This is a genomic window from Clostridium aceticum (assembly GCF_001042715.1).
Taxonomy (GTDB): domain Bacteria; phylum Bacillota; class Clostridia; order Peptostreptococcales; family Natronincolaceae; genus Andreesenella; species Andreesenella acetica.
Genome location: NZ_CP009687.1, coordinates 3,129,324 through 3,154,769, shown reverse-complemented (window position 1 = coordinate 3,154,769; position 25,446 = coordinate 3,129,324). Strand labels below are relative to the sequence as shown.

Below are 25,446 nucleotides of genomic sequence, written 5' to 3'. Positions count from 1 at the left end.
AAATGTTTAAGAAAAAAAGTAAGATGGTGCTATTAGCAGCTCTAATGATGTTTAACTTAATAGGATGTGGTACTGCTGCAACAGGAGTTTCTCCAGATGAAAGTGCTGTACAGAAAGTAGAAATTGACTTTTGGTATTCCCTAGGTGGCGAAGCCGGTGAACTAATTGAAGCTATGACCCAGGAGTTTAACAAATCTCAAGATAAAATTTATGTAAATCCTACCTATCAAGGAGATTATTATACCAATCATGCTAAAGTAATGGCGGGAATAGCTTCAAATACCCAACCTGATGTAACAATGGTAGAGATTGCGTCTATTGCTGCTTTTGCTGATGCTGGTGCACTAGAAGGATTAAGTTCTTATGTAGCAAAAGAAGAAGCTGGTTTCATAGACGATTATGTAAAGGGATTAATGGGCAACTCCTATTGGAAAAATGAATTATATGCTATCTCTTTCAATAGAAGTACACCTCTACTGTATGTAAATGCAGATATGCTAGAAGCTAATGGACTAGATCCAGCAGGTCCTAAAACTTGGGAGGAACTTGTGACATATTCTCGTAAACTAAGTGGAAATGGAAGATATGGTTTTTCAACACCCATCGACATATGGTTTTATGAAGCACTAACCTTCCAAAGTGGTGGAAACATACTATCAGAAGATGGTACAAAGGCTATATTCAACTCAAAAGAAGGAGTTGCACCGGTGGAATTTTGGGAAAGTATGCTGGCTGAAGGAATTATGAAAATGCCTCCAGGTGAACGTTACAATGCATGGGATGTTGCTAGGCAAGATTTTATCAATGAAAATGTTGGGATGATTTTCACAACGACAGGTCATTTAAAAGGATTATTAGAACAGTGTGAATTTGAAGTAGCAACAGCATTTTTACCAGCCAACAAGGACTTTGGTGTTCCTACAGGGGGAGCTAATCTAGTGATATTAGCTCAATCATCTGATGAAAAGAAAAAAGCAGCTTGGGAATTTATCAAGTATATGACCAGCACAGAAAACAGTGTATTTCTAAGTAAATTAACAGGATATATGCCTGTAAGAACATCAGCCATTGAAGATCCAGGTATGGAGGAGTTTTATAGTCAATATCCACAGTTTACAGTAGCTATTGAGCAATTACAGTATGCAAAACCTAGACCAATGGCACCGGGATACAGAGAATTACAAGAAATTATCATGAGGGAGCTTCAAAGAGCAATATTAGATAGCAATGTATCTCCTCAAGAAGCTCTAGATGCTGCAGCTGCTGAAGCACAAAGACTTTTAAGATAGTGGAGGACTTTTAGTGGATAATTCGATAATAGCCCATAGAGGATGGTCAAGTAGAGGACCTGAAAATACATTATATGCTATAGAACTTGCTTTGAAAGAGAAAAAAATCGATAAGATAGAAATAGATGTACAAATGACGAAGGACGGAATTATTGTGTTACATCATGACTTCGAGTTAGGGAGAACCTCTAATGGTAAGGGTTTAATATCAGAATACAGTTATGAGGAACTGTTGAAGCTAGACTTTGGTGGGTGGTTTTCTGCTGACTTTACAGGTGAAAGAATATTAACCCTAAAGGAAGTGTTGGATTTAATAGGGAATACGAAAGATCTCATTATAGAGATAAAAAAGGGCGGGTCTATGTATCCTCATATAGCAACTGAGTTATGTCATGTGTTAAAGCCATATTCTCTAAAGAATATATATGTAAAGTCCTTTAATCACGAAGTAGTAAAGGAAGTAGCCGATATAAATCATAAAATTAAAACAGGAATTCTAATATATGGAAAGCCTGTACTTTTAAAGGAACAAATGAAATATGCAAAGGCTTCTTTTGTATCAATAGCTTATCCCTACATAACTAAGGAGTTACTAGATCACCTATACCAAGATAAGATTGAAGTGATGGTATGGACGGTGGATAATAAAAAACACATGGAAGATATTAAAAAGCTAGATAAAGGTATTGGTATTATTACTAACTATCCAGAACTAGGATTTAAATAAATTTACTCCCCTTCAAATTTATTTGAACAGCCCCCTTTAGTAGTGAAGGCTACTATGAGGGGGCATTTTCTTGCTTCACAACATTTATTTGCAGCTCAAAATTAGGTGCTTGAAGGTGTTTAGTAAAGTTAGCAAAATTATTTATTTTAATGACACTTTAAGGAAAAAAATTACAAAATTTTCTAAAGAAATGCTTGTTCTAATTAAATAAGCTATGATATACTACTGAAAAGGAGTCGTGTATAGTGAGTAATTATAAACTTAAAATATACTCAACGACTGAGGTCAATGATTTATTTGGCAAACGTTTGCAAGTTTGTCTATAACGACCTTTTAGCGTTAGCTAAAAACAATAGAAGTCTTTGTTTTATACCCAATATGCTAATATAATGCCACTTCTGAAAAAGACAATCCTTTTTTTATTCTTAAAGAGGTAGAGTCTTCCTTACAGCAAATCCTTAAAGGATTCAACTAATATTTTTTCTCGCTTATTTAAAAGAATTTAGCTAAATATTCTAATCTCAAAAACAAAAAAAGACCCTATATAAAACTGCTATTGTCAAATATTTAACAAAAATGAACAACTTTTATACCCTGTTATCATACACTTATACATACAGTATATCAGTGGGCTAAAGTGTATGTTTTGTTATAGACTTTGTACATTCTGCTGATCTATACATAAATTAAGGCATCATAGGCGGTAACTTAACGCAATTATTACCAAAATTCTTTTGAACTGTGATTTTGCTAATACTAAGATCCTTCGACTCCGCTTTGTTTCTCTCAGATGACAAACTATGGTTTAAGTTAACGCTAATGATCAAGGCAGTAAAGATTAAAAGGATTAGGAAGTGAAACATGAAAAAAGCGTTGCATTATTTCATTGTTATTATCTTATGTTCGATTATATGGGTAGTTTTAAATGAGGAGGTATCTGTGAAGAATGTTTTATTAGGTTGTCTATTAGGATTTTGTTCAATAACCTGTACAGAACAGTTTCTTATACATAAAGAATACAAGGCTAATTGGAAATTAAATCCGATGGTATTGTTTAGGTACTTATTTCATTTAATTATTCAAATGTATATTTCAGGGTTTATTACTATTGGCAAAATTATTTCAGGAAAGATCAACCCAGACATTGTAGAAATAAGTACGGAATTAGATGATGACTTATTAATTTGCATCCTTGCTAATTCCATCACTTTAACTCCTGGAACTATAACCGTTGACAAGGAAGGACAGAAGCTTAAAGTACTATGGTTGGATTGTATCTCAAAGGACAGTAATGAAGCAGGTGACATGATAAAGGGAAGTTTTGAAAAGATATTAAAAAACAGTTAAGAACCCCTCTATCAACGAAGTAAGATATAAGAAGGAGCTGAAATGTTAAATGTTTATCAAATATACAATGCTTATCTTAACTATACTAGGACTTGCCAGTGCACTTAGAGCTATTTTAGGTCCAACCATATGGGATCGACTAATAGGACTTAGTCTCGTTTCTTCCAAAATCACTATGCTTATTATTCTTTATGCAATATTGACGGAACAGTCTTACATTATCGACACTGCTATGGTATATGTTCTGTTGGGGTTTATAAGTATGATCTATACAGCAAGATTTATTCAGGAGAAAGGAAGGGTATAGGGTATGCAAATGCTGGGTTATATTGTGATGGGATTAGGGATTATTTTTATTACCTTTGGTGTGTACGGGGTATTTCGATTTAAGGACTTCTATTCAAGGATATTAATCGCATCCAAAGTAGATACTGCTGGGTTTGTTACTCTATTGATAGGTGTGATGATAGCAAATGGAAGACTTTTTTTCTCTTTAAAGATACTCTTTATTTTATTAATCACCATTATAGCAAATCCTCTAGTTTCTCATTCAATTGCCCGCTCGGCTTTTTTGAGTGGGTATAAAGTAAAGGAGGATAAAGATGATTAGACTTTTATATATTTTAGCAGTAGCTTTTGCCATATTAGCTGTTCAGACAGATAATATGCGGCGAGCAGTGATCTATGTAGGGATTTTTTCACTGGTTATCTCTCTTTGCTATATATTTTACAGTGCTCCTGATGTAGCTATTGCACAAGCTGTTATTGCCAGTACCCTTGGAACAATACTATATTTGGTAGCACTCCAGAAGAAGAAGGTAGTGATGATATATTATACCAATGAAGACCAAGAAATGATGCACGATGGTTATACATTAAAAGGAAGCACAAGTATACTGAAGGATATTGAAGGATATTATCATCAGAATGGATTAGATTGTGAAGTAGTGTATACTACCAATGACTTAGAATATATCAAGCAACATCAAAATTATGATTTAATTGTTAGACAGAAGGGATCAAAAGTATCTATATATGAACATAAGAAGAATCATCTCCTAGATCAATCTAAGAACTTCATTGAAGGAAATAAGGCCTTCGATATAACTATCTGTAATTCGGTGAAGGGTGGTGTAGAGTGAGGAAAACGTTTATATTTGTATATATGCTTTGTATATTCATTTTAATTTTATGGATGCACCTCCAGTATAATGAAGCGCTGTATGATGGAGCAATGAAAAGTTATATAAGTAATTTTTACGAAGATACAAGAGCTAAAAATGCTGTAGCGGCAATCTATCTGAATTATAGGGTATATGATACCCTTTTTGAAGCCCTGACTCTTTTAATCAGTGTGGTAGGCGTAATCCACTTTTACCATTATGAAGAAGATGAAGAATAGAGTAAGATAAATAGTTTTATATGGGTACAAAGGCTTTTTAAAACTATTTCTTGCTGAAGCGTAAAAAAAGGAGGGGTTGTCCTTATGAGGGAAGATTCTCAGATTGTATCTAGAATGATAGGCTTAATGCATCCATTTATCCTGTTACTTGGATTTTATATTATTCTTAACGGGCATAAAACACCGGGAGGGGGATTTCAAGGTGGCGCTATATTATCTGCTGTATTTATGAGTCGATATCTCGGACTATCTATCCAAGATATCAGGCTTAACATCTTGCAGGTACTGGAAAAAGCACTCTTTACTATTATAATAATTCTTCCTGTACTGTTTGTTTTGTGGGAATTTAAAACTAGATTATCTTTTATGAATGAATTGTATCTCATTACAATGAATGTACTGATTGGAATAAAAGTAGGTTGTGGACTAAGTATTATATTTTTTAGATTTGTTTTTTATGAAAGCAGGTGATGGCTTATTCAATTGTTAAATGGTGAGAGTGTAAGTATGCTATTATTTTTTGTAGGTCTTTATGGCATATGTGCAAGGCGAAATATCATTAAAACAATTATATCTATCGAGATTATGCAGAGTGCTGTAATTTTGTTTTTTATTACGATTAATTTTACCAAGGGAGCAAAGCCTCCTATTGGGGTGGGTCCTCATACCCATGTTGCCGATCCACTGCCTCAAGCCTTAATGCTCACTGCAATCGTTATAGGGGTAGCTGTTACTGCTGTAAGCTTAACTATGTATATAGCGATATATCACAAGTATGGGACGACAAATTGGCAACGGGCAATGGAAAAAAGGAGAGAATAATAATTATGATGAAACTTCATTTATTTGTATTGGTCCCTATATTTGTTGGTATATTAATGTATTTGTTTCCAAGTAAACGTATTAGCAAGATTGCAATCTTTATCCAGGGAATTTTTTTAATAGGAGCAATTTTAAATTTTATATATATAAGACAGTATGGGACAATAATTGAAAATCTAGGAGGCTGGAAAGATTATATTGGGATTACATTGAAATGTGATATTTTTTCTGCGGTGCTTGTTATGTTAACGGCTTTTTTATTTTTATCTATGAAGATATTTAGTTACAGCAGTGCATACTCTAATAAACTTTTTCTTTTCTTATTTATGATTTTACAAGGGCTATTAAACGGAATTTTTCTATCAAACGATTTATTCAACATTTATGTTTTAGTGGAGGTTGCAACAATAATAGTAAGTATACTTATAATGTTTAAAAGAGATAGCCGTGCTATATATGACGGTATGGTATATCTACTAGTAAATATTGTTGCCATGACCATGTTTGTTTTTGGAATTGGATTTATCTATAAGACCTTTGGTGTATTGGATTTTCAAGGCATCAAAGAGCAAATGGAACTAATTTCACACCCCCAATCCCTTATCATAGGATATGCATTGATTATTACCGCAGTAGGTTTAAAGTCAGCTTTAATTCCAGTATTTAGTTGGCTTCCCAAAGCCCATGGTACACCAAGTGCACCCTCCATTGTATCTGCAATACTATCGGGGCTTTATGTTAAAAGTGGTGTTTATTTATTTGTTAGGATTCAACAAGTATTTGAAGGTACCCTTGATACATCAAAGTATTTCTTGATATTGGGTTTTTTAACAGGAGTCATAGGTTTTATTCTTGCATTGTCTCAAAGCGATTTAAAATTAATACTTGCTTATCACACTGTATCCCAAATAGGTCTTATTATGATGGGACTAAATTATCCTAGTAGCTATGCTTATTGGGGTGGAAAATATCATATTATAAATCATGCATTTTTTAAGTCTACATTGTTCTTGACGGCAGGAATGATCATTGACGAATATAAGACAAGAAACATATGGGAAATTAAAGGGGTTTTTAGAAGAATGCCTATAGTGGCTACAGCTACAACTATGGCAATACTGGGAATTACAGGAGCCCCCCTTTTTAATGGGAGCATCTCAAAATATCTTATTCAAAGTGCAGCTGCTGGAAATATAGCAGAGTATGGGATTCTTTTAGTTAACTTAGGAACAATCATATCTTTTATGAAGTACGCCTCCATGTTATATGGTCCATGGGAGGCTAAATCCTCTAGCACAGACATATATCAGGGCACGGTGGTTATTTTGCTGGGGTTTATTTGCCTTGTTGGAGGTATTTATGGTGAGGAATTTATTTATTTATTGTTTCAACAAAAAGTAGATATAGATTCTACAGCTTATTTGGAAAAAGCTTTCTTTTACTTTATATCATTAGGCGTAGGGGCAATGATATACAAGAAAGTTATTCTAAAGACTAAATTACTATATCGTGTTAAGGAATTGGAGTTAAGTTTCAACAATATATGTATTTCTATAACAGCGTTTTTTAGTATGACGGTTTTGTATATGACAGCTAAATATCTTATGGGGATAAGTATTTGATAAGAAGTATTTTGTAAATTAACAAACAAAAATTACAACTTACATATAAACATACCTACTATTACAAACTTTTTTAATGAAACTACTAAAAAAGATTTGGATATCACGAAAAATGATGTATAATAAATATTACTAAATGAAAAAAATAAAACTATGCAAAAAGGAGCTAATGGGTATGAAGCTAATTTATACAGGTAAAACAAAAAATGTATATGCATTAGAAGATGGAAATTATCTACTTAAGTTTAAGGATGATGTGACTGGAGAAGACGGTAAATTTGACCCAGGTGCTAATACGGTTGGTTTGACTTTAGAAGGTGCAGGTAAAGCGGGTCTTAGGCTAACTAAGTTCTTTTTTGAGGCACTAAAGGAAAAGGGCATACCTACCCACTATGTTGATGCAGATATTGAAGAAGCAACTATGAAGGTAAAGGCAGCTACTGTATTCGGTGAGGGACTTGAGGTGATCTGCCGTTACAGGGCAGTAGGAAGTTTTCTTCGTCGTTATGGCAAATATGCTGAAGAAGGACAACCTTTAGAAGCCTTTGTAGAGGTTACATTGAAAGACGATGCACGTCAAGATCCTCCTATTTCAGAGGATGCCCTAGATATGCTGGGAATCTTATCTAAAGAAGAGTATACAATATTAAAAGAACTTACTAAGAAGATAGGAAATGTTGTAAAAGAAGAATTAGGTAAAAAAGGAATAGAACTATACGATATAAAGTTTGAGTTTGGTAGAGCAGGGGAAACTAGAGAAATTATTCTAATAGATGAGATTTCAGGTGGGAATATGAGAGCCTATAAAGATGGAAAATACATAGAACCGTTGGAGTTGGAAAAACTGGTTTTAGGGGAATAAATAAGCTTGGACATAATAAAGGTATTAGAGGTGATCAAGATGACAAAACCAAAAGTATATGTGACACGACCTGTACCGTCAGAAGCACTTAATTTACTTAAAGAACGATGTGATGTAGAGATGAATTCTGAGACCCGGAATTTAGAAAAAGAAGAATTACTAGAGAAAGTTAAGGGGTATGATGCTTTATTGGTAACCGGTACTAGGATTGATGAAGAGATTTGTGAGGGGATTAAATCTCATTGTAAAATACTGGCTAATTATGGAGTAGGATACGACAATATCAATGTAGAGGCTGCTACCAAACATGGTATTTATGTCACCAACACCCCTGGGATAGTTACTGATGCAACAGCAGATTTGGCTTGGACATTATTGTTAGCTACGGCTAGAAGAATTGTTGAGTGTGATAGATATGTAAGAAGCGGCGGAAAAGATTGGGGTCCCACAAAACTAATGGGCACTCAAGTAAGTGGTAAAACCATTGGGATCATTGGTGCTGGACGTATTGGTACTGCTATGGGTCAACGGGCCAAAGGATTTAACATGAAGATTCTTTACACGGGCAATAGCGTAAAACCTGATTTTGAAAAAACAACAGGTGGGCAATATGTGGATCGAGAAACTCTTTTAAGAGAATCAGATTTTATATCTATTCATGTGCCATCGATGCCCTCCACCCGTCATCTTATCAGTACCAATGAATTAAAACAGATGAAAAACTCAGCAATATTAGTAAACACATCTCGTGGAGCACTTATTGATGAAAAAGCTTTGGTGCTGGCATTAAGAGATAAAGAAATTGCAGGAGCAGGACTGGATGTTTTTGAAAGAGAACCTTTGTTGGAGCCTGGTTTAACCGATTTTGAAAATGTTGTCCTAACACCTCATATAGGCACATCCACATTAGACGTAAGAATTATGATGGGAGAAGGTTGTGCACAAAATATTTTTGCAGCTTTAGAGGGTAAACTGCCTCCAAACTGTGTAAATCCTGAAGTAAGTGCAAGACTTATGAAGGATTAACTTCATCTTTGTAGATGATTTTAGTCACTATCAATCAGGGCTTCTAAAAGAAGCCCTGATTGTGTAAGTATCAAGATATAATATTTGTTTTTGTTTATAACCCAAGCTCTTTAAGTTTTTCTACTGTAGGCACACCATTTACATCCCATCCCCTAACTTTATAGTATTCAGGAAGCAGTTCATCTAATTTATGTATCCATCCTTTTGAAGGTCCATCCGGAATAGGCTCTTTCAGTAATCTTTGGGGCAGGGTATCCTGAGAAGAATCTATGCCAGCTTTTAAATTATAAAGTTTTTCAAATGTCCAAACTCTATCGCCAGCGGCTAAAAAATCAGAGCCAGTTAAGTTTGTTCCACAGACTGCACTGTATAAATCTGCAAAGTCGTCAGCATCTAATGCAAATGAAGTGAAAACACATAATCCCAGTGAATCAATGGCTGCAAACATGTCTTGGAATGTCTTTACCCAGACAGGCTTTCCCTCTAGTGAGAATCGGTCAAGTTTTTCAGGCAGTCCTGCAATCTCAGGGGCAATCATATAGCCTCTAACATGACAGCCACCACGGTTGCAAGTAGCATATTGTAATCCATGTCCTTGGATCCCTCTTGGGTCGTAAGCTGGTAGTTCCATTTTCTTTACAGTCATTGAAATTTCAGGTACACCATAACTTTCACACAATCGATAAGAGCCTTGAGCCAGCTTTGCACCTAATCCAAGACTAAGCCCCGTCCTCTTTGTCCATTCTACAACGGCTTCAGCATTTCCAAACTGAAGTTCAGGACCTCCAGCAAACTCTTCTTTCTTGATGTATCCTTTTTGATATAATTCCATGGCTGCAGCTAATGTTGCCCCAGCAGAGATTGTATCTAATCCCATTTCGTTGCACCAATAATTAGCTTTAATTATATCTGGCATGCTGGAGACACCGCAGTCAGCACCGAAAGCCCAAATTGTTTCATACTCAGGTCCACCGCCCTTGATGTCGTCTACCTCACAGTATCTTCCACAAGCAATGGGACATCTGAAGCAAGCTTCTTTTTTAGTTAAATATTTTTCTGTTAGGGTCTCACCACTTATTTCTTCAGATTTATCGAAGGTTGACAATTGAAAATTATTTGTAGGAAACACACCATTCTCATTGATTACATTCACCAGTATTGCAGTACCGTAGGTTGGAAGCCCTTGACCGGTGAGTCCGTTTTCTTTAATTTTCTTTATACACCTAGAGAATACTTCTTTAAGTTTATTTTTATCTCTAACGCCTACTGTGCCGTTGCCTTTAACTGTGATAGCTTTGAGGTTTTTCGAACCCATTACAGCACCAACACCAGAACGCCCTGCAGCTCTATCACGATCATTCATGATAGCAGCCATGAGAGAAAGATTTTCGCCAGCAGGTCCAATAGTGGCTACTTTGACTTTTTCTCCATGTTCTTTTTGAAGAACTTCAGTAGTTTCAGAAACGACTTTTCCCCAAAGATGAACAGCATCTTTAATTTCTACCTTGTCGTCTACAATGTTGATATATACTGGAGATTCAGCCTTGCCCTCGATGATGATCCCATCGTAGCCGGCAAATTTCATTTCTGCACCCCAATAACCACCAGAATTTGAATTAGCAACTGCTCCTGTTAGGGGTGACTTTGTTACAACCATGTATCTACCACCTGTAGGTGTGTTTGTGCCTGTCAGTGGACCTGTCATAAAAATAAGCTTATTTTTAGGACTTAAAGGATCGACATTAGGATCAACTTCATCCATTAGTATTTTTGTTGCTAGGCCCCTCCCTCCAATAAATTTTTCTGCAGTTTTGTGATCCAAATTTTCTGTAGTTACTGTTTTATTACTTAAATCTACTCTTAAAATTTTACCTGCGTAGCCATTCATATAAATTTCCTCCTTTTAAAAAATAGAATTGTTGGCGTAAACACATAAATATTAAAATGCAAAATTAATGCCAACATAACAAAAAAAAATAGAATTTTTTTATTTCTATAAGTTTATATGAAGAACAACACAATACATGAAATTTAAATAAGTGTTTAGGTTGTAGTATTTTTCTGATAAAATAGTAATAAAGCAATCCATTTTTTTACTTTTAAATAAATATATACTAATTTATACAAAATTAGTAAGTGCACATAACTTAATAGGTATACAGGATAAAAGAATAGTTATCAAAATCAAAAGATGTGTCATAACTGATACACTTGTAGCATAATTAAAGAAAGTGTTTCATTCATTGTTTAGTATAGAAATCTCATAAGAGCTCTGATTAGATTTATAAGATCATGTTTTAACTTTAAATTATTTCATAGGGGGAAGAACGATGAGTTTTCTAAGAGACATAGTAGAAAATGAAGGTATGGGAATCTCAAAAAATGAGTTACAAGAACTGCTGCAACTAGAAGAGGATGAAATTTTGCAAAGAATAGGGAAAAATGTTTTACCTTATATTTACCAACTCTTAAAAAGCAAAGAGTATATCCTGATATGCAGTGATGAAGAGGGTTATATTTTAGATATTATGGGGGAACCTACTTTTTTACATAAAGATTATAAACATAATTTATCTTCCGATCACAAAGCTACATCATTGATTTTAGGTTTTGAACATTACGCAAGACCTATGAGTTTTACAAGCTATTGGAATTATTCAATATTTAAGGAGCATTATGCAAAGCCTGGTGCCTTTTTAAGTTGCTGGGCTTGTCCAATACTTAATCTAGACAAAAGTGTTGCAGGTGTATTGTATATCGTAAAAGAGGTAGGCTATCAATCTATAAAAATATTTAGTCATTCTATAGAGATATTTAATGTTGTTCAAAAAGGAGCAAAAATGATTGAACAGATTTTAAATATTATTGAATTAGAACGAGAATTTTGTGCTAATCGAGTAAAAATTCAAACATTAACGCAAAAGTTAGAGGGCTCTACAAATTCTATTGACAATCCTCCCAAGAAAAACACTTTGTATGGGGATAAATATATCGCTAAAATTAAAAATGAAGCTATATATAAGGATGAAGATGTACAACTAACAGACTTTCTTCTTTGGAATAAAAATTGGCTTATGTTTGATAAGTTTGACTCAATATTAGAGCAAGAAAAAATGGACAATAATGAAAATAATCAATGGCGTGGAAGAAGTGAAAAAATTAATGAAGTATTTAAAACAGCTTCAAAAGCTGCAATGATAAACTCTAATGTACTCATTGAAGGTGAAAGTGGTACTGGTAAAGAAGTGGTGGCAAGATTTATTCATGATCATAGTTTTTGTTCAAACGGACCCTTTATCCCACTGAACTGCGCTGCTATACCAGATACTCTAATTGAAAGTGAACTCTTTGGCTATTCATCAGGGGCTTTTACGGGGGCAAAACGAGGAGGGCAGTTGGGGAAGTTTGAAGAAGCAAACAATGGAACTATATTTTTAGATGAAATCGGTGATATGCCTCATCATGCTCAAGCTGCACTTCTTAGAGTCATTCAAAGCAAAGAAATCTATCGCATCGGAGAAAGTAGAAGTCGAAAAATAAATGTAAGGATTATTGCAGCTACAAATAGCGATTTAGAAAAACTTGTAGAAGAAAAAGTATTCAGGCTTGATTTATATTATAGATTGAAGGTAATTATGATCAATGTTCCTCCTTTAAGAGAAAGATTAGAAGACTTATGGGATTTAGTACCATTTTTTATTAAAAAATATCGTAAATTGCTTAATAAACCATCTATAAATATCAGTCAACAAGTATACAAATACTTTCTATCTTTTCCTTGGCCAGGAAATATTAGGCAACTAGAAAACTGTATTGAAAGTATGATAGCTCTCTCAGATGGAAAATTGCTTACAAAAGATGATTTACCTAATGAGTTTAAAAGATTCTTTCTAGAGACGAAAAAAAACCATCCTAGACTGATGAATCTTCAGCAGGAGGACTTAGAACGTAATGCAATCATAGAGGCATTGACACAAACAAAGGGAAATGTTTCAAAAGCATCGGAGATATTAGGCATAAGCAGATCAACCATGTATAGAAAAATGAAACAGCATCATTTGACCAACTAACTATTTAAGCTGTGTTTTTCTTCGCTTTAGCTGGAGGAGTTCACTAGCCATGTCTACAGTTTATAAAATCTTAAAATAAAGGACGTGAAATTTCACGTCCTTTTATCTGTTTAGAAGATACTTTACTAACCTACTATTCTTCTTTTAATTCATCACTTTTCCACTTTAATTGTTTGACTTCTTCTTTAAATTCTTTCTTCGTTATTTCTCCATTTTTCAGTTTAGTTTTCAGTTCATCTAATTTTGCCTTATCTTCATCAGAAAGCTTCATCTTGTTATCGCAACACTTTTTCTTGTGTTTGCAGTGATGGTTTTCTGGCATAAGTTTTTTCATCTCTTGATGAAACTGATCTTTAGTAATTTCCCCATTTTTAAACTTATTCTTTAGTTCTTGGAACTTTGCCTTTGCTTCTGGTGATAATTGTGGTTTTGGATTTTGAAGATTTTCTTCTGTTGATGCGTTGGTGGTAATAGGAACTTTTCCCTCCTGTACCAGGTGTATAGGATTACTAGCAAGGGAAACTGATGGCATTAATAAAGTTAGTGAAAGTGCAGTAGATATAATACCTTTTCTAAAGTCCATGAAATCTACTCCTTTCATATTTTAGTAGGAATTTTAAATAACCACCTTCTATAGATGTACGCTTTAAAATTTATGGGCGTATATCTATAATTATTAGTATGGTATAAAAGTTACGATACAACTATAATAAATTTTTGGTAAAAAAACTTAAATTCTCTTCTTACTATAGAATTTATTAGCCTTAACTTAAAGCATAACTTGTCATGCTGGGGGAGGATAGAAATTTTTTTTCAAAAAGAAAGAAGCAGGAAAAACTACAAAAAAAGAGAAGTTTTCATAAATAAATTACAATAAATCACATGATAAGGAGGTAATAGAATGAAATATTTATTTTTACTGTATCCCAAATGTAGCACTTGTCAAAAAGCAAAGAAATGGTTGGAGGAAAAGGGGATTGAATATGAGGAGAGACATATTGTAGAAGAAAATCCAACATCAGAAGAATTAAAAAATTGGATACCAAGTAGTGGGCTGCCTATAAAGAAGTTTTTTAATACAAGTGGTATCTTGTATAAAGAAATGAAATTAAAAGATAAATTGCCTACAATGACAGATGAAGAAAAGATAGAACTCCTCTCCACCAATGGCATGTTAGTAAAACGTCCGTTGGTTATTGGAAACGATATTGTTTTAGTAGGATTTAAGGTTGAAGAATGGGAGAAACTTATTTAGAAGGTAAAAATATCACTTTGAAAGTTGGTGTAACCATGAAACAACAAGGTTATCAGCATTTTAAGCAGCCTATTATGGAGGTAGTTTCAAGTAGATATTCAGTAAGAACCTATCGCCCTGACAAGTTATCAGAGGAGATCAAGGGAGATTTAAGAAAATATGCTGACAGTATTAAAGGACCTTTTGGTCCTAAAGTACGACTGGAATTGATTGATAGCGTTGAAATTCTAGAGAAAAATGGTGGAAAGATTGGTACTTACGGTGTAATTAAAGGAGCTCAAGACTATATTGCAGCAATTGTAGAAAATACAGAGAAGGATCTTGAAGAATTAGGATATATTTTAGAAAAATTTATTTTATATGCAGCCTCCATAGAACTTGGAACTTGCTGGCTGGGTGGAACTTTTAAAAGAAGTGAATTTGCAAAACTAGTAAGGCTAAAGGAAAATGAAAAGATGCCTATAGTTACACCTGTAGGCTATCCACGAGATAAAAAAAGTGTAGTAGAGTCATTGATGCGTTTTGCTGTAGGAGCTAATAAGAGAAAACCGTGGAATCAGTTGTTTTTTAACGAAAATTTCAGCAAACCATTGGAGAAAAAAGATACGAAGAAATACTCGGAAGCTTTAGAAGCTGTGAGACTAGCACCTTCCGCTTCCAATAAGCAGCCATGGAGAATACTGAAAAGTGGAAGCTCATATCATTTTTATTTAAAAGGAGATAAGGGATATGGGGAAAAACTAGGCTTCAATATTCAGAGGATTGATATGGGTATTGCTATGTGTCATTTTGAAATGACTTTACAGGAAGAAGGGATAAAGGGAAGTTGGAGGATAGAAGCTCCTCAAGTAGATCATGCTGGAATAGAAAATTTGAGCTATGTAGTGAGTTGGATAGAAATATAAAGCAGGTGATAACGAAGAGTCTTAGTGTTAATTCATAGGCGCTAACTTAATACAATTATTACCAAAATCCTCTTAAACTGTTATTTTACTAACACTAAGATCCTTCGACTCCCCTTTGCTCCCCTCAGGATGACAAATTATGGCTTAAATAGCTTATGCTGATGGTGCAGTAACCTGCAACTGGCGAAATGTTACCCCTTTACCAAAGGAAGACAATTGGTTTGAAACAGTATGGAATGAATTTAGAAATAATAGAATTACTCAGTAACTCTCCCATATCAGGGACGTCCAAAAGGCGTCTCTGAAGCTGTTGCTATAAGAAAAAATTATAAAAATATATATCTACGAGAACATGGTCAACCAATGAATATTATTTGAGGATTTTAAAAAAAACAGGGTATTCTATTAGTACAAAACTAAAAGGCTCTTGCAATAAAGGCATTGATACTATTATGATGAAAAATGTCTTTAGTATGAGAGTCTGTATCTTATGGAGGTAAGTAAAATGCAAAACAATGAAATCGCTGTTATTTATGGAAAAGATCCAAAGAAGATGGTACTAGAATTATTGACACAAATAAATCTAGGAAGTGAATGGGATAAAGAGGCTACAATTGGTTTAAAGCCAAATCTAGTGGTATCAAAGAAAGCCTCCAGTGGTGCTACTACATCACCAGAGATTGTGGAGGGCGTGATAGAATACTTACAACAGCAGGGATTTAGAAATATTACAATTATGGAAAGTTCCTGGATTGGTGATAGTACTGTAAAAGCCTTTAAAGTATGTGGCTATGAAGAAATTTCAAAAAAGTATCAGGTACCGCTATTGGATTTAAAAAAAGATAAAACAAAGATTGTAAAAGTAAAGGATTTAGATTTAAAAGTATGCACATCTGCCTATGATGTGGATTTTTTAATTAATCTTCCAGTTTTAAAGGGTCACTGTCAAACAAAAATGACTTGTGCTTTGAAAAATATCAAGGGATGTATTCCAGATGACGAGAAGAGAAGATATCATACCCTAGGCTTGCATAAACCCATTGCCTACTTAAATAAGGCATTAAAACAGGATGTGGTGATTGTAGATGGCATGATGGGGGATCTAACCTTTGAAGAAGGTGGTACGCCAGTAGAAATGGATCGCATCATTATAGGAAAAGATCCTGTGTTGATTGATAGTTATGTGGCAGAATTAATGGGTTATGATGTCGAAGAGATTGAGTATATTTCCATAGCTGCTGCTTTAGGAGTAGGAAGTACTAACTTAAGTGATGCTGTTATTACTGAAGATGGTGTTCATAATAAAGGCACCACGACTATAAAACCATCCTCCAAAGTTGCAAGATTAGGAGAATGTGTAGTAGAAAAAGAAGCTTGTTCTGCTTGCTATGGTACTTTGATTCATGCGCTGCAAAGGTTACAGGATAAAGGACAACTAAAGGCTTTAAAGGAAAAAATTTATATAGGACAAGGGTATAAAGGCGAAACTTTAGAAGGCTTAGGCATTGGTTTATGTACCAGTAGTTTTTCCAGAAACCTTGAAGGATGTCCGCCAAAGGCAAAGGACATTGTAAAGTTTTTAGAGGAAGAGTGTTAGAGATATAGATAATCAAGTTCAAACTTTAATTTTGATATACACGGTCTGCGGTTTCGCCCCAAAACCGTGGGCTGCAAATGTAGCCCTTAGTATATGAAAATTAAGTCCTGATGTTGTTTATCTATAATTAATTTTGAAAAATGCTGTTGAAGGAGAAATGATTCATGGAATATGCTAAAAAAGTTCTAGTAACTGGTGGGTCAAAAGGAATTGGAGAAGCTATTGGCAGGGCGTATCAGGCAGAAGGATATTATGTGATGATAGCTGACATTGTAAAGTCTACTTATGCAGATTACTTTTATGAGGTTAACTTTGCAGAGGTCAAGGAAGTGGAACTGCTAATGAAGAAGGTTTTTGAAAAATTTCAGGATATCGACATATTGATCAATAATGTAGGCGTAGGACATAATAGCAGTTTATTAGAAACAAAAACAGAAGACTTCTTGAGGGTGTTAAATACCAATCTCACCAGTGTTTTTATCACATCAAGAGAGTTTGCAAAAAATAGACAAAAGAGCAAAGAAAGATATGGGCGAATCCTCAATATAGCCTCTACAAGATACCTTATGAGTGAGAAAAATACTGAAAGTTATACTGCTTCAAAGGGTGGTATTGTTTCTATTACCCATGCTTTAGCCGTAAGTCTTTCAGACTACAATATTACTGTGAATTGTATCAGTCCCGGTTGGATAGAAAACAATCATTATGAGGATCTAACTGAAGAAGACCATCGTCAGCACCCATCTAAAAGGGTAGGTGAGCCCCAGGACATAGCTAGAACTTGTTTGTTTCTAAGTAATGAGGAAAATGATTTTATCAATGGTCAAAATATTATAATAGATGGAGGCATGACCAAAAAAATGATTTATGTGTAAAATGGTAAACCCCTCAAGGAAGAGACTTGAGGGGTGGATTTCAACATTATACCTGTCCTATAACCATCTGTACTAAAAAAGAAACAACAACAACTAAGGTAGAAATGATAAAGCCATGAAACATTGGCGTAAAACCTGATTTAGCAAGCTTGCTGAAGTTTGTCTTCAAACCTATTGCACCTAAGGACATTATCATGAAGAACTTACTTACAGTAGAAATAAAATCACTTATTCTATCAGGGATCATTCCAGTACTTTTAATAATAACCATCACAAGAAACATTAGAATAAACCAAGGAAAGATTTTTCCAATACTAACTTTTTTGCTTTGATGGAGACTAACTGTATCAGTAGTACTGAAGTTTTTTGCATCAGTTTTTCTTACAAGATTATCATTAAGGTATGAAAATATAAGAACAACAGGGATGATGGATAATGTGCGTGTAAGCTTTACGATGACGGCAAAGTTTCCTGCAATATCAGAAAAAGCATATCCTGCTGCAACTACAGAGGATGTATCATTGACTGCAGTTCCAGTCCAAAGTCCATAGCCTAAGTCCGTCATGGAAAAGTAGCTTCCCATGATGGGAAAAAGGATGACCATGAGAACGTCAAAGATAAAGGTTGCGGAGATGGCATAGGCAATCTGACTATCCTCTGCATCAATCACAGGGGCAACAGCAGCAATGGCAGAACCGCCGCAGATACCAGTGCCGGCGGAAATCAATCCTGATAGCCTCCAGTCCATCTTAAAAAGTTTTCCAACTAAATAACCACCACCAAAGGCAGTGATGAGGGTAAATAGCATAACGATTAAAGAAAACTTACCTACTTGAAGCACCTGAGAGAAATTAAGGGAAATTCCCATCAGGATAATGGCAAGACGCAGAATCTTTTTAGAAGTAAAACCAAAGCCTTTTTCTAGAGAACTATATTTTGAAGTCATAGGATTCAGCAACATTCCCATAAGCAGTGCTAAAACCCCGGGACCTATAAAATGATATGGAATGATTTTAGTAATAAATAGGGATAAAAAAGCTAAAACCGTGGAAACCAATATTCCACCGCCATATTTCTTGAAAAATATCATAAAACCAACTCCTCAAATTAAGTTTCCTTCTAATTCTACCATCTATTAATGAAAAAATCCAATTATAAATAATGGAGATTTAAACTTACTGCATAAAAAAACCTGCAACCATTTGGTTACAGATTTTAAATGCTCAAGACAGGCATTGTTGCTATATTCTACTTACAAAAATTCCTCCTGCTAATCCTAGTAGACTCAAGGGATCTAGCGGAACTGTACCAAATAAGCCATTTAAAATCGGCAAGTACAATATTCCAGCAAGCAATACTGCTGATAGTCCTGTCATAATATGCATATAGTTGTTGGTAGTACCAGATTTATTGCTTCTACTATCATAAAGGTTGGCAATTTGACAGCAGATAAAGTTGGTAAAAGCTAAGGTTTGTGCTTTAGCTAGACTAGCTCCCAGCAGCAGAGAACCTTTAAATAGGACAAAGGTGCTGATGCCTATAGCTAAACCTCTCCTAACAATACTATTTCTTAAAGGTCGATCAATTAATGAGGCAGGTTTATTGCTTGCAGGTTCTAACATTACTTCTTCAGAGGGTGATTCTACTGCCAATGTAGAGCCAAGCAAGGTTTCAGAAACAAGATTAATCCATATCATTTGTATTGCCAAGAAGGGTATGGGGGATCCAGAAACAAAGGACAGAAGAATCGATAGCATTTCCCCAATGGCCCCAGCAAATAAGTACTTCATTACACTTCTTAGATTTTTGACAACCCCTCTGCCCTCCTCAATAGCAGCTACAATTGTAGAAAAATCATCATCCACTAAGGTAATACAGGCAGCATCTCTTGCAACATCACTACCCTTCATTCCCATGGCAATACCTATATGGGCCTCCTTAATAGCAGGTGCATCATTGACACCATCTCCTGTCATAGCAACAATATGCCCTTGACGCTTCAATGCCTTAACAATTCGATATTTTTGTTCTGGGGTTGTTCTAGCAAAAACTTGCACCTTGCTAATAATATCCTCCAGTTCTCTGTCATTCATTTTATCCAAGTCACTGCCGCATACTACTAAACCCTCGGTTAATAGACCTAATTGCTTGCCTATAGCACTGGCGGTTTTCATATGGTCTCCTGTAATCATAACCACCCTAACGCCTGCTTTTAAACACTTCTTTATAGACTCCTTAACCCCTTCTCTAGGAGGATCTTCCATGCCAACAAACCCTAAAAATACAAATCCTTTTTCAAGCTCCTCCTGCTGATGCTGTAACTTCTTGTAGGCAAATGCCAAGGTTCGTAGAGCTTCCTCTGCCATTTCATTACAACGAAGTTGTATGTTTTCTATATCTGCCTTGGTAAGCAGTCGTTCTGCACCATTTTCATAGATATAGTTACATTTTTGTAAAACCGTATCTAATGCTCCTTTACAATAAGCATAGGTTTCCTTTTCCTTGGTTTCCAGGATAGATAGCATATATCGCCTTTGGCTGTCAAAGGGAACTTCTTTAAGACATGTATGATCAGTTTTAAATGCATCTATATCAAGATTTATTTTGCCAGCCGCCGCAATAAGGGCACCCTCTGTGGGATCTCCCTGGACCTCCCATTTGTTTTTTTCCTGTATTAAAGAAGCTTTATTACAAAGAATTCCTGCCTTTAGCAGTTCTTTAAGGGAAGCAGCTTTTGTTGGATCTCCTTCAGCAAGGGTTATTTTGCCAAATGGACTATAGCCTATCCCTGATACTTCATAGGAGCATCCATCTGCATAGATTTTGCGGACTGTCATCTCATTTAGTGTTAGTGTACCGGTTTTATCACAGCATACCACATCTACGGATCCTAGATGCTCTACAGCCTTTAGATGACGAACGACAGCATTTTTCTTAGCCATTCTGCGAACACTTAATACCATGCAAGTGGTGACGGTTACAGGAAGGCCCTCGGGAATGGCACCTAAGAAGAAGGTTACTCCCATCATCAGCACTTGGACAAAATTCATACCAGCCAAAAGAGCAATACTGCCTATCACTGAAAAAGCTGCAAGATAGATTTTAATTAACCTACCAATAAATCCTTCGGCTTTATTTTCCAATGGGGTTGTTTCTTCTGCAATTTCCTCCAGCATGGTGGCTATTTTACCGATCTCAGTATTTTTACCAGTACAGACAACTACTGCTTTTGCTACTCCTGATAATACATTGGTACCCATATAAAGCATATTGTGTCTATTGCCCATCTCTGTATGAAGAGGACACATCTTAGCAGACTTTAAGACACCAATAGACTCTCCTGTTAAGGAGGATTCATTAACTTTTAAATCCTCACAGGAGATGATCCTTGCATCTGCAGGCACCTTGTCACCAGCTTCTAGTAAAATAAGATCTCCGGGGACCAGCTGCTTTGAATCAATTTCTGCTTTTTCTCCGTCTCTTATGACCTTGGCTTTTTGTATCAACATATTTTGTAAAGCATTTAAAGAAGTCTCGGATTTGGACTTCTCTACAGCTCCAAGACCCACTTGAAATAATACAATACCCCCTAAAGCAATTGCCTCTACAAACTGACCTAAAAAGAAAGATACAACACTAGAGCCTAATAATACCTTGACACAGATATCATTTAATCCTTCTAGAAGATTAGAAAAAAAGTTTTTTTTACGGTTTTCTGATAAGACGTTGGCTCCCAACCTTTGTAATCGTTCATGAGAAGATTTATTGGATAAGCCGTTTTTTAAATCTGTTTTTAATGTTTTCATGATATGCTCTGTGCTTAGGACATGGTAAGGAAGTTGTCCATTGCTCTTATGTATATTTTTAGAGGTAGAGGAGGGCGTATTAGTAAAGTTATCAATTTCTTCTTTAATAATATCTTCATTAATGATATTTTCGTCAAACACAACAAGAATTCTTCCAGTAATAGGATTGGCCTGGGCCTGTTGAACACCATGAAGGGACATAAGATAACGAGATAAATTGATAGAAAAAATTTCGTTCCTATAAACATTATCAACTGAGATTCGAATTCGTTTATATAAGATGATGTCCTTGTCTTGTTGTGGTGTATGCTTTGAAGCTTCAATCATTCGTATTTCACCCATCCTAATATTTTTTTCGTAACATTTTAATAGTTATTTGCTGCTAATAGTGATATTATTCAAATTTCATATGATAAATTGGTGATAAATTTACAATGAATTAACAAAAATTTAATTTCACTTTTATTTTATCTATGATATAATATAGTTAATAATGAGAATTATTATTAACTATAAAGGGGGCAGCTTATAGGATGGAAGGGTATCTATATAACAAAAACTATGTTAATGATTTAGAAAAGCGATGTATCACCATGATCGAGGAAGATCTGGAGGTGTTTTTTTCCGCCTATACAAAGGCTGCTTATACATATTCCTTTATGATTTCAAAGGATCTTAAAAGTTTTAATTCTGCTACCTTTGAAAAAATGGTTTTTTCTAATGAAGAGATGGAAGGGCTTATTCATCGTGTCATTGCCAAAATCCACAAAGAAATGGAAAACTATCTAGGATACTATATAAAAATGGATCAAGCCTGTTGTTATGATTTATCAAGTGCTGATACATATAAGGTTTTACAGGAGACACTGGAAGGATTTAGAACTACACAAAAAATAACTAAGAACTGCGAAAAATTATTAAAAACAGTTTGTTCAAAAGCCTTTAAAAGCATATGTCCATATTTTCCCCCGCAATATGTGGCTAAAAAAATAAATGTTGGCGAAAAAATCTTAAGTGAAAAAAGTTCCAAAAAACAGATAGAAAAACATCAAGAGGTGATATTTCAACAAATTCAGGGAATATTACTTAATATAAAAATTAGTATAAGAAATCACTTAGTTGAAAACAGTATTAAAAATATACAGGCTACTACTAAAAATATAGTAAAAGTAAGCAATTACTCTATAGCTTAAAAGTCTCCATCAGCTGTTGCTATAATTATCTAGTCAAAAACACCTGTATTGTTTAACAGAGCCAGTCTTTTAAAATAAATACTATGAATTTTTTTGCAAACAAGGAAGTTAAGTTCGGACTTAATCCTTGTTTTTTTATTTGCATAGATTTATTGAACTTTGAAGATAATAAGCTGAATATAAAAGTATATAAAATATCAAAATTCATTGCATATATTTTTTGAGCTTTGTCAAATATAAATTTATCGAGGTATAGAGTATTAGCAAAAAGGGAGCGATGAAAATGACTAATCCGCAGGATCAAAATACAAATTCAAATACAAGTATTGATCAACAAAATCTTGAGAAAGAACTAAGAGAAATAAAAAATCAATACACATTATTGGTGCAGGAACTTGAAAGTCTTAAAAAAAATGATAAAAAAATAAATAGTTTACAGGAAAGTATACAATCTATGCAGGAAGAATTTGAAGACATTAATGAAACACTACAAGAAATTTCTCAGATGAGCACAACGATGCAGGATATAACCGATAAGCTCAACAACCTTTCAGAAAGGCAACATAAAAAAATGGGTATGGGCATGAAAATGATGCCTAGAAATGCTGTTAGAAAAGGTATAGTAAAAACATTGAGTTCAGCTTTAACCGTTGTGGATATGACGGTAGAAAAGCTATCTATGGCTAGAGAAGGTATTGAGGATATTGTAGCGGAGGCACAGTATGAAAACAAGAGAAAAAGAGTGAATAATCCTATGTCACAAATGTCTCCTATGTCAGAAATGCATAATGAATAAAAATCATGAAACTATATAATAAAAAAATAGAGATTATTTCTTCAATACCTGGGAGGATAAGACTAAATATTGAGGGGCTATCTAAAGAAGAAAAGCTAGGATATCAAGTAGTTTGTTTATTTCAAGAATTAAGAGGGACAAAGAATGTCTCCTTCAGCAGAATTACAGGGAATATCCTAGTTTTGTATAATGAAGATTGTTTAAATGAAGGAAAAATTATTGAGCATATTAAAAATTTTGATTTTACTAAATGCTTAGAGGTGCTTCCTTGGACTACAGGGGAGTCTATTGGAAAAATTATTTCTAAGTCATTAAACCCTTTCCATCTGATTGGAAAAAAGTATTCGGAAAAAATTTACAAAACTGAGTATATTTTGTCCAAAAGGTTAATAAAGGTGGGTTTCCTCTTAGGCCTTGCTTTATTTATATTTACATCCTATTCCATGAATATACTGTCGATAGGTATACTGGCTTATCCAGGGATTCTATTTGCAATAGCTTCAGCAACTTATTATTATACAGCTGAGATATTTAAGTATCATAGTATTTTTATAAAGAAAAGTGAAACTCTTGGCTTGATGGGAAGGACAACGGATATTTTTATTCAGGATCAGGTTTTATTAAAGGAAGAAAAAGGGAATAGTATTCTCTTAGAGAAGGACTTCTCCAAAGCTGAGTTACAAAGGTGCATTGTTTTGGGAAAAATAAACAAACCTGTAACGACTGAGGGAGAAACAATCATACAAGAACTTAGGAAATATGGAATTTTAAATATTACCCTATATACTAGGAAGAAAGATGTTTTGACGGAGTATTTGGCTTATTATCTTGGTATAGAAGATATCCATCACTTGAGTGATGAAGAAGGTCCTATGGCAAAAGAGAGTAGCAATGGGGTTAAGTTGTTGGTGATCCAGGAAGATTTAATAGAAGATACAAGAAAAACTCCAAGAGATGTTACTATTATTATTCCTAAGAAACTATCCAAGAAAATCAGATCACAGGAAGTTGTATTGCTGCAAAAGGAGTTTATAAGGTTCCCACAGATTTTGCAATTAAGCGGCAGTATAGATGAACTCATTACTCGCTCTCAAGTAACAGCAGTTACAATAAATGTGATTGCTCTATTCTTAACCATCATGCGACAAATACATCCTTTTACAGCCTTAAGTATATATGGTATGAATATGTTTGCTCAACTGATCATCTTACAAAACAATACCCAACGGGAAAAAGGAGTATTATATAATGCATACGAATAACAATAATTCTTCCCTAGAAGAAGTGAAAAATAGCCTTGATCAAGCAAGTGAAATATTAAAGGAAGCGGTGAAATTAAGTGTAGCATCAGCAACAGAAAACCCACAGATAGAAAAACAGTTAATGGAACTATGGTCAAGTCATACCAAGAGTATCAAAGATTCCTTTTTTATAGAGATTGAAAAAAGTGGGAATGATGAATTAGGCAAGAATTTAATGAAATACGTTATGTTCAAGAAATTCTAATAGCCCCTTACTGGGGGCTAAATTTATTGTTGGAGATAAAATATTTATATATAAAGGGAGATGGATATGTACCATGAGAAAAAAGATTATTTATGGCCTAAGCTTAGGTATAGTCGGTTATTTTGTATATTCAACCCTAAAGGAAAGTCACGGCAGGGAAGATAAACCTATTAAGAATACAGATACTGGCTTTGAAAAAGAGTTTAGAGGGATAAACAACGGAGGAAACTTTGATGGATTCGAAGGTAACAAGAAAATTCAAGAGGAAGTTTTAGTATTGCAGAAGAGGATGCAGGAAATGAAAAGAAAAATTAATGAATGTAAGGAAAATCTAACCCCACTGTAA

General features: G+C 34.5%; 26 protein-coding genes. 22 read left to right on the top strand and 4 right to left on the bottom strand.

The genetic code is table 11. The annotated features are described in order from the left end of the window. Positions 1 to 2 precede the first annotated feature (2 nt). From CACET_RS14510 to CACET_RS14455, 12 genes are all read left to right on the top strand, one after another. Positions 3 to 1,289, top strand: a complete 1,287-nt coding sequence (locus CACET_RS14510) for an ABC transporter substrate-binding protein (protein ID WP_044824540.1) — start codon at positions 3 to 5, stop codon at positions 1,287 to 1,289. Between the two features lie 13 nt (positions 1,290 to 1,302). After that, positions 1,303 to 2,016, top strand: a complete 714-nt coding sequence (locus tag CACET_RS14505; protein ID WP_082058176.1) for a glycerophosphodiester phosphodiesterase — start codon at positions 1,303 to 1,305, stop codon at positions 2,014 to 2,016. 861 nt (positions 2,017 to 2,877) lie between these two features. Continuing rightward, positions 2,878 to 3,363 carry a Na+/H+ antiporter subunit E gene (locus CACET_RS19610; RefSeq protein WP_052661356.1) on the top strand — a complete coding sequence of 162 codons (486 nt, stop codon included), beginning with the start codon at positions 2,878 to 2,880 and terminating at the stop codon, positions 3,361 to 3,363. A gap of 49 nt (positions 3,364 to 3,412) precedes the next feature. Further along, the gene (locus tag CACET_RS14495; RefSeq protein ID WP_044824541.1) at positions 3,413 to 3,670 is read left to right on the top strand and encodes an MrpF/PhaF family protein; all 258 of its coding nucleotides are present in this window, start codon (positions 3,413 to 3,415) and stop codon (positions 3,668 to 3,670) included. Positions 3,671 to 3,673: 3 nt separating this feature from the next. Next, entirely contained in the window at positions 3,674 to 3,973 is a 300-nt protein-coding gene (mnhG, locus tag CACET_RS14490; RefSeq protein ID WP_044824542.1) for a monovalent cation/H(+) antiporter subunit G, read from the top strand. Beyond that, a complete protein-coding gene (locus CACET_RS19605; RefSeq protein ID WP_052661357.1) occupies positions 3,966 to 4,505 on the top strand; it encodes a DUF4040 domain-containing protein in 540 nt (179 codons plus the stop codon). The genes mnhG and CACET_RS19605 overlap by 8 nt, the downstream gene beginning before the upstream one ends. A gap of 23 nt (positions 4,506 to 4,528) precedes the next feature. Then, complete coding sequence (locus tag CACET_RS14480) at positions 4,529 to 4,765, top strand: Na(+)/H(+) antiporter subunit B (RefSeq protein ID WP_158386083.1); 237 nt, start codon at positions 4,529 to 4,531, stop codon at positions 4,763 to 4,765. An 84-nt stretch (positions 4,766 to 4,849) separates the two neighbouring features. Continuing rightward, complete coding sequence (locus tag CACET_RS14475; protein ID WP_044824938.1) at positions 4,850 to 5,236, top strand: MnhB domain-containing protein; 387 nt, start codon at positions 4,850 to 4,852, stop codon at positions 5,234 to 5,236. Positions 5,237 to 5,272: 36 nt separating this feature from the next. Next, positions 5,273 to 5,587 (top strand): sodium:proton antiporter, encoded by a 315-nt coding sequence (locus CACET_RS14470; protein ID WP_044824958.1) that lies wholly within the window; start codon positions 5,273 to 5,275, stop codon positions 5,585 to 5,587. Positions 5,588 to 5,592: 5 nt separating this feature from the next. Further along, positions 5,593 to 7,209 carry a complex I subunit 5 family protein gene (locus CACET_RS14465; protein ID WP_044824937.1) on the top strand — a complete coding sequence of 539 codons (1,617 nt, stop codon included), beginning with the start codon at positions 5,593 to 5,595 and terminating at the stop codon, positions 7,207 to 7,209. 175 nt (positions 7,210 to 7,384) lie between these two features. Further along, the gene (locus tag CACET_RS14460; protein ID WP_044824936.1) at positions 7,385 to 8,071 is read left to right on the top strand and encodes a phosphoribosylaminoimidazolesuccinocarboxamide synthase; all 687 of its coding nucleotides are present in this window, start codon (positions 7,385 to 7,387) and stop codon (positions 8,069 to 8,071) included. 6 nt (positions 8,072 to 8,077) lie between these two features. Next, positions 8,078 to 9,097: a 2-hydroxyacid dehydrogenase gene (locus CACET_RS14455; RefSeq protein WP_242846931.1), complete on the top strand. Its 1,020-nt coding sequence runs from the start codon at positions 8,078 to 8,080 to the stop codon at positions 9,095 to 9,097. Between the two features lie 94 nt (positions 9,098 to 9,191). On the opposite strand, the gene CACET_RS14450 is transcribed toward CACET_RS14455, so the two are convergent. Beyond that, the gene (locus CACET_RS14450; protein ID WP_044824935.1) at positions 9,192 to 10,985 is read right to left on the bottom strand and encodes an aldehyde ferredoxin oxidoreductase family protein; all 1,794 of its coding nucleotides are present in this window, start codon (positions 10,983 to 10,985) and stop codon (positions 9,192 to 9,194) included. Between the two features lie 442 nt (positions 10,986 to 11,427). Between CACET_RS14450 and CACET_RS14445 the strand changes: the two genes are divergently transcribed. Next, positions 11,428 to 13,167: a sigma-54 interaction domain-containing protein gene (locus tag CACET_RS14445; protein WP_052661435.1), complete on the top strand. Its 1,740-nt coding sequence runs from the start codon at positions 11,428 to 11,430 to the stop codon at positions 13,165 to 13,167. Positions 13,168 to 13,300: 133 nt separating this feature from the next. On the opposite strand, the gene CACET_RS14440 is transcribed toward CACET_RS14445, so the two are convergent. Next, on the bottom strand, positions 13,301 to 13,750 hold the full coding sequence (locus CACET_RS14440; protein ID WP_044824933.1) for an SHOCT domain-containing protein: 450 nt from the start codon (positions 13,748 to 13,750) through the stop codon (positions 13,301 to 13,303). A gap of 318 nt (positions 13,751 to 14,068) precedes the next feature. Here CACET_RS14440 and CACET_RS14435 point away from each other — a divergent pair, with 318 nt between their 5' ends. The 4 genes from CACET_RS14435 (at position 14,069) to CACET_RS14420 (ending at position 17,799) form a co-directional block, all read left to right on the top strand. After that, positions 14,069 to 14,422, top strand: a complete 354-nt coding sequence (locus tag CACET_RS14435) for an arsenate reductase family protein (RefSeq protein WP_044824932.1) — start codon at positions 14,069 to 14,071, stop codon at positions 14,420 to 14,422. After that, entirely contained in the window at positions 14,404 to 15,327 is a 924-nt protein-coding gene (locus CACET_RS14430; protein WP_242846930.1) for a nitroreductase family protein, read from the top strand. The genes CACET_RS14435 and CACET_RS14430 overlap by 19 nt, the downstream gene beginning before the upstream one ends. A gap of 505 nt (positions 15,328 to 15,832) precedes the next feature. Further along, entirely contained in the window at positions 15,833 to 16,924 is a 1,092-nt protein-coding gene (locus CACET_RS14425) for a DUF362 domain-containing protein (RefSeq protein ID WP_044824931.1), read from the top strand. A gap of 164 nt (positions 16,925 to 17,088) precedes the next feature. Next, positions 17,089 to 17,799 carry an SDR family NAD(P)-dependent oxidoreductase gene (locus tag CACET_RS14420; protein ID WP_044824930.1) on the top strand — a complete coding sequence of 237 codons (711 nt, stop codon included), beginning with the start codon at positions 17,089 to 17,091 and terminating at the stop codon, positions 17,797 to 17,799. A gap of 46 nt (positions 17,800 to 17,845) precedes the next feature. On the opposite strand, the gene CACET_RS14415 is transcribed toward CACET_RS14420, so the two are convergent. Both CACET_RS14415 and CACET_RS14410 read right to left on the bottom strand, forming a co-directional pair. Then, entirely contained in the window at positions 17,846 to 18,889 is a 1,044-nt protein-coding gene (locus CACET_RS14415; RefSeq protein WP_044824929.1) for a YeiH family protein, read from the bottom strand. 151 nt (positions 18,890 to 19,040) lie between these two features. Then, on the bottom strand, positions 19,041 to 21,932 hold the full coding sequence (locus CACET_RS14410; RefSeq protein ID WP_052661434.1) for a cation-translocating P-type ATPase: 2,892 nt from the start codon (positions 21,930 to 21,932) through the stop codon (positions 19,041 to 19,043). A gap of 206 nt (positions 21,933 to 22,138) precedes the next feature. Between CACET_RS14410 and CACET_RS14405 the strand changes: the two genes are divergently transcribed. From CACET_RS14405 to CACET_RS14385, 5 genes are all read left to right on the top strand, one after another. After that, on the top strand, positions 22,139 to 22,798 hold the full coding sequence (locus CACET_RS14405; protein ID WP_044824928.1) for a hypothetical protein: 660 nt from the start codon (positions 22,139 to 22,141) through the stop codon (positions 22,796 to 22,798). A gap of 283 nt (positions 22,799 to 23,081) precedes the next feature. Continuing rightward, on the top strand, positions 23,082 to 23,594 hold the full coding sequence (locus CACET_RS19600) for a DUF3450 domain-containing protein (RefSeq protein ID WP_052661433.1): 513 nt from the start codon (positions 23,082 to 23,084) through the stop codon (positions 23,592 to 23,594). A gap of 5 nt (positions 23,595 to 23,599) precedes the next feature. Next, positions 23,600 to 24,856, top strand: a complete 1,257-nt coding sequence (locus tag CACET_RS14395) for an HMA2 domain-containing protein (protein ID WP_044824927.1) — start codon at positions 23,600 to 23,602, stop codon at positions 24,854 to 24,856. Next, positions 24,843 to 25,100, top strand: coding sequence for a hypothetical protein (locus tag CACET_RS14390; protein ID WP_044824926.1), 258 nt, complete (start codon positions 24,843 to 24,845; stop codon positions 25,098 to 25,100). Before CACET_RS14395 ends, CACET_RS14390 begins: the two co-directional genes overlap by 14 nt. A gap of 73 nt (positions 25,101 to 25,173) precedes the next feature. Then, on the top strand, positions 25,174 to 25,446 hold the full coding sequence (locus tag CACET_RS14385; RefSeq protein ID WP_044824925.1) for a hypothetical protein: 273 nt from the start codon (positions 25,174 to 25,176) through the stop codon (positions 25,444 to 25,446).

Excerpts from the sequence above, each read along its gene's own strand:
- CACET_RS14510 (WP_044824540.1), top strand. The coding sequence starts at position 3 with ATGTTTAAGAAAAAAAGTAAGATGGTGCTATTAGCAGCTCTAATGATG.
- CACET_RS19610 (WP_052661356.1), top strand. The coding sequence starts at position 2,878 with ATGAAAAAAGCGTTGCATTATTTCATTGTTATTATCTTATGTTCGATT.
- CACET_RS14495 (WP_044824541.1), top strand. The coding sequence starts at position 3,413 with ATGTTTATCAAATATACAATGCTTATCTTAACTATACTAGGACTTGCC.
- mnhG (WP_044824542.1), top strand. The coding sequence starts at position 3,674 with ATGCAAATGCTGGGTTATATTGTGATGGGATTAGGGATTATTTTTATT.
- CACET_RS19605 (WP_052661357.1), top strand. The coding sequence starts at position 3,966 with ATGATTAGACTTTTATATATTTTAGCAGTAGCTTTTGCCATATTAGCT.
- CACET_RS14480 (WP_158386083.1), top strand. The coding sequence starts at position 4,529 with ATGCTTTGTATATTCATTTTAATTTTATGGATGCACCTCCAGTATAAT.
- CACET_RS14475 (WP_044824938.1), top strand. The coding sequence starts at position 4,850 with ATGAGGGAAGATTCTCAGATTGTATCTAGAATGATAGGCTTAATGCAT.
- CACET_RS14470 (WP_044824958.1), top strand. The coding sequence starts at position 5,273 with ATGCTATTATTTTTTGTAGGTCTTTATGGCATATGTGCAAGGCGAAAT.
- CACET_RS14465 (WP_044824937.1), top strand. The coding sequence starts at position 5,593 with ATGATGAAACTTCATTTATTTGTATTGGTCCCTATATTTGTTGGTATA.
- CACET_RS14460 (WP_044824936.1), top strand. The coding sequence starts at position 7,385 with ATGAAGCTAATTTATACAGGTAAAACAAAAAATGTATATGCATTAGAA.
- CACET_RS14450 (WP_044824935.1), bottom strand. The coding sequence starts at position 10,985 with ATGAATGGCTACGCAGGTAAAATTTTAAGAGTAGATTTAAGTAATAAA.
- CACET_RS14445 (WP_052661435.1), top strand. The coding sequence starts at position 11,428 with ATGAGTTTTCTAAGAGACATAGTAGAAAATGAAGGTATGGGAATCTCA.
- CACET_RS14440 (WP_044824933.1), bottom strand. The coding sequence starts at position 13,750 with ATGGACTTTAGAAAAGGTATTATATCTACTGCACTTTCACTAACTTTA.
- CACET_RS14435 (WP_044824932.1), top strand. The coding sequence starts at position 14,069 with ATGAAATATTTATTTTTACTGTATCCCAAATGTAGCACTTGTCAAAAA.
- CACET_RS14430 (WP_242846930.1), top strand. The coding sequence starts at position 14,404 with ATGGGAGAAACTTATTTAGAAGGTAAAAATATCACTTTGAAAGTTGGT.
- CACET_RS14425 (WP_044824931.1), top strand. The coding sequence starts at position 15,833 with ATGCAAAACAATGAAATCGCTGTTATTTATGGAAAAGATCCAAAGAAG.
- CACET_RS14420 (WP_044824930.1), top strand. The coding sequence starts at position 17,089 with ATGGAATATGCTAAAAAAGTTCTAGTAACTGGTGGGTCAAAAGGAATT.
- CACET_RS14415 (WP_044824929.1), bottom strand. The coding sequence starts at position 18,889 with ATGATATTTTTCAAGAAATATGGCGGTGGAATATTGGTTTCCACGGTT.
- CACET_RS14410 (WP_052661434.1), bottom strand. The coding sequence starts at position 21,932 with ATGATTGAAGCTTCAAAGCATACACCACAACAAGACAAGGACATCATC.
- CACET_RS14405 (WP_044824928.1), top strand. The coding sequence starts at position 22,139 with ATGGAAGGGTATCTATATAACAAAAACTATGTTAATGATTTAGAAAAG.
- CACET_RS19600 (WP_052661433.1), top strand. The coding sequence starts at position 23,082 with ATGACTAATCCGCAGGATCAAAATACAAATTCAAATACAAGTATTGAT.
- CACET_RS14395 (WP_044824927.1), top strand. The coding sequence starts at position 23,600 with ATGAAACTATATAATAAAAAAATAGAGATTATTTCTTCAATACCTGGG.
- CACET_RS14390 (WP_044824926.1), top strand. The coding sequence starts at position 24,843 with ATGCATACGAATAACAATAATTCTTCCCTAGAAGAAGTGAAAAATAGC.
- CACET_RS14385 (WP_044824925.1), top strand. The coding sequence starts at position 25,174 with ATGAGAAAAAAGATTATTTATGGCCTAAGCTTAGGTATAGTCGGTTAT.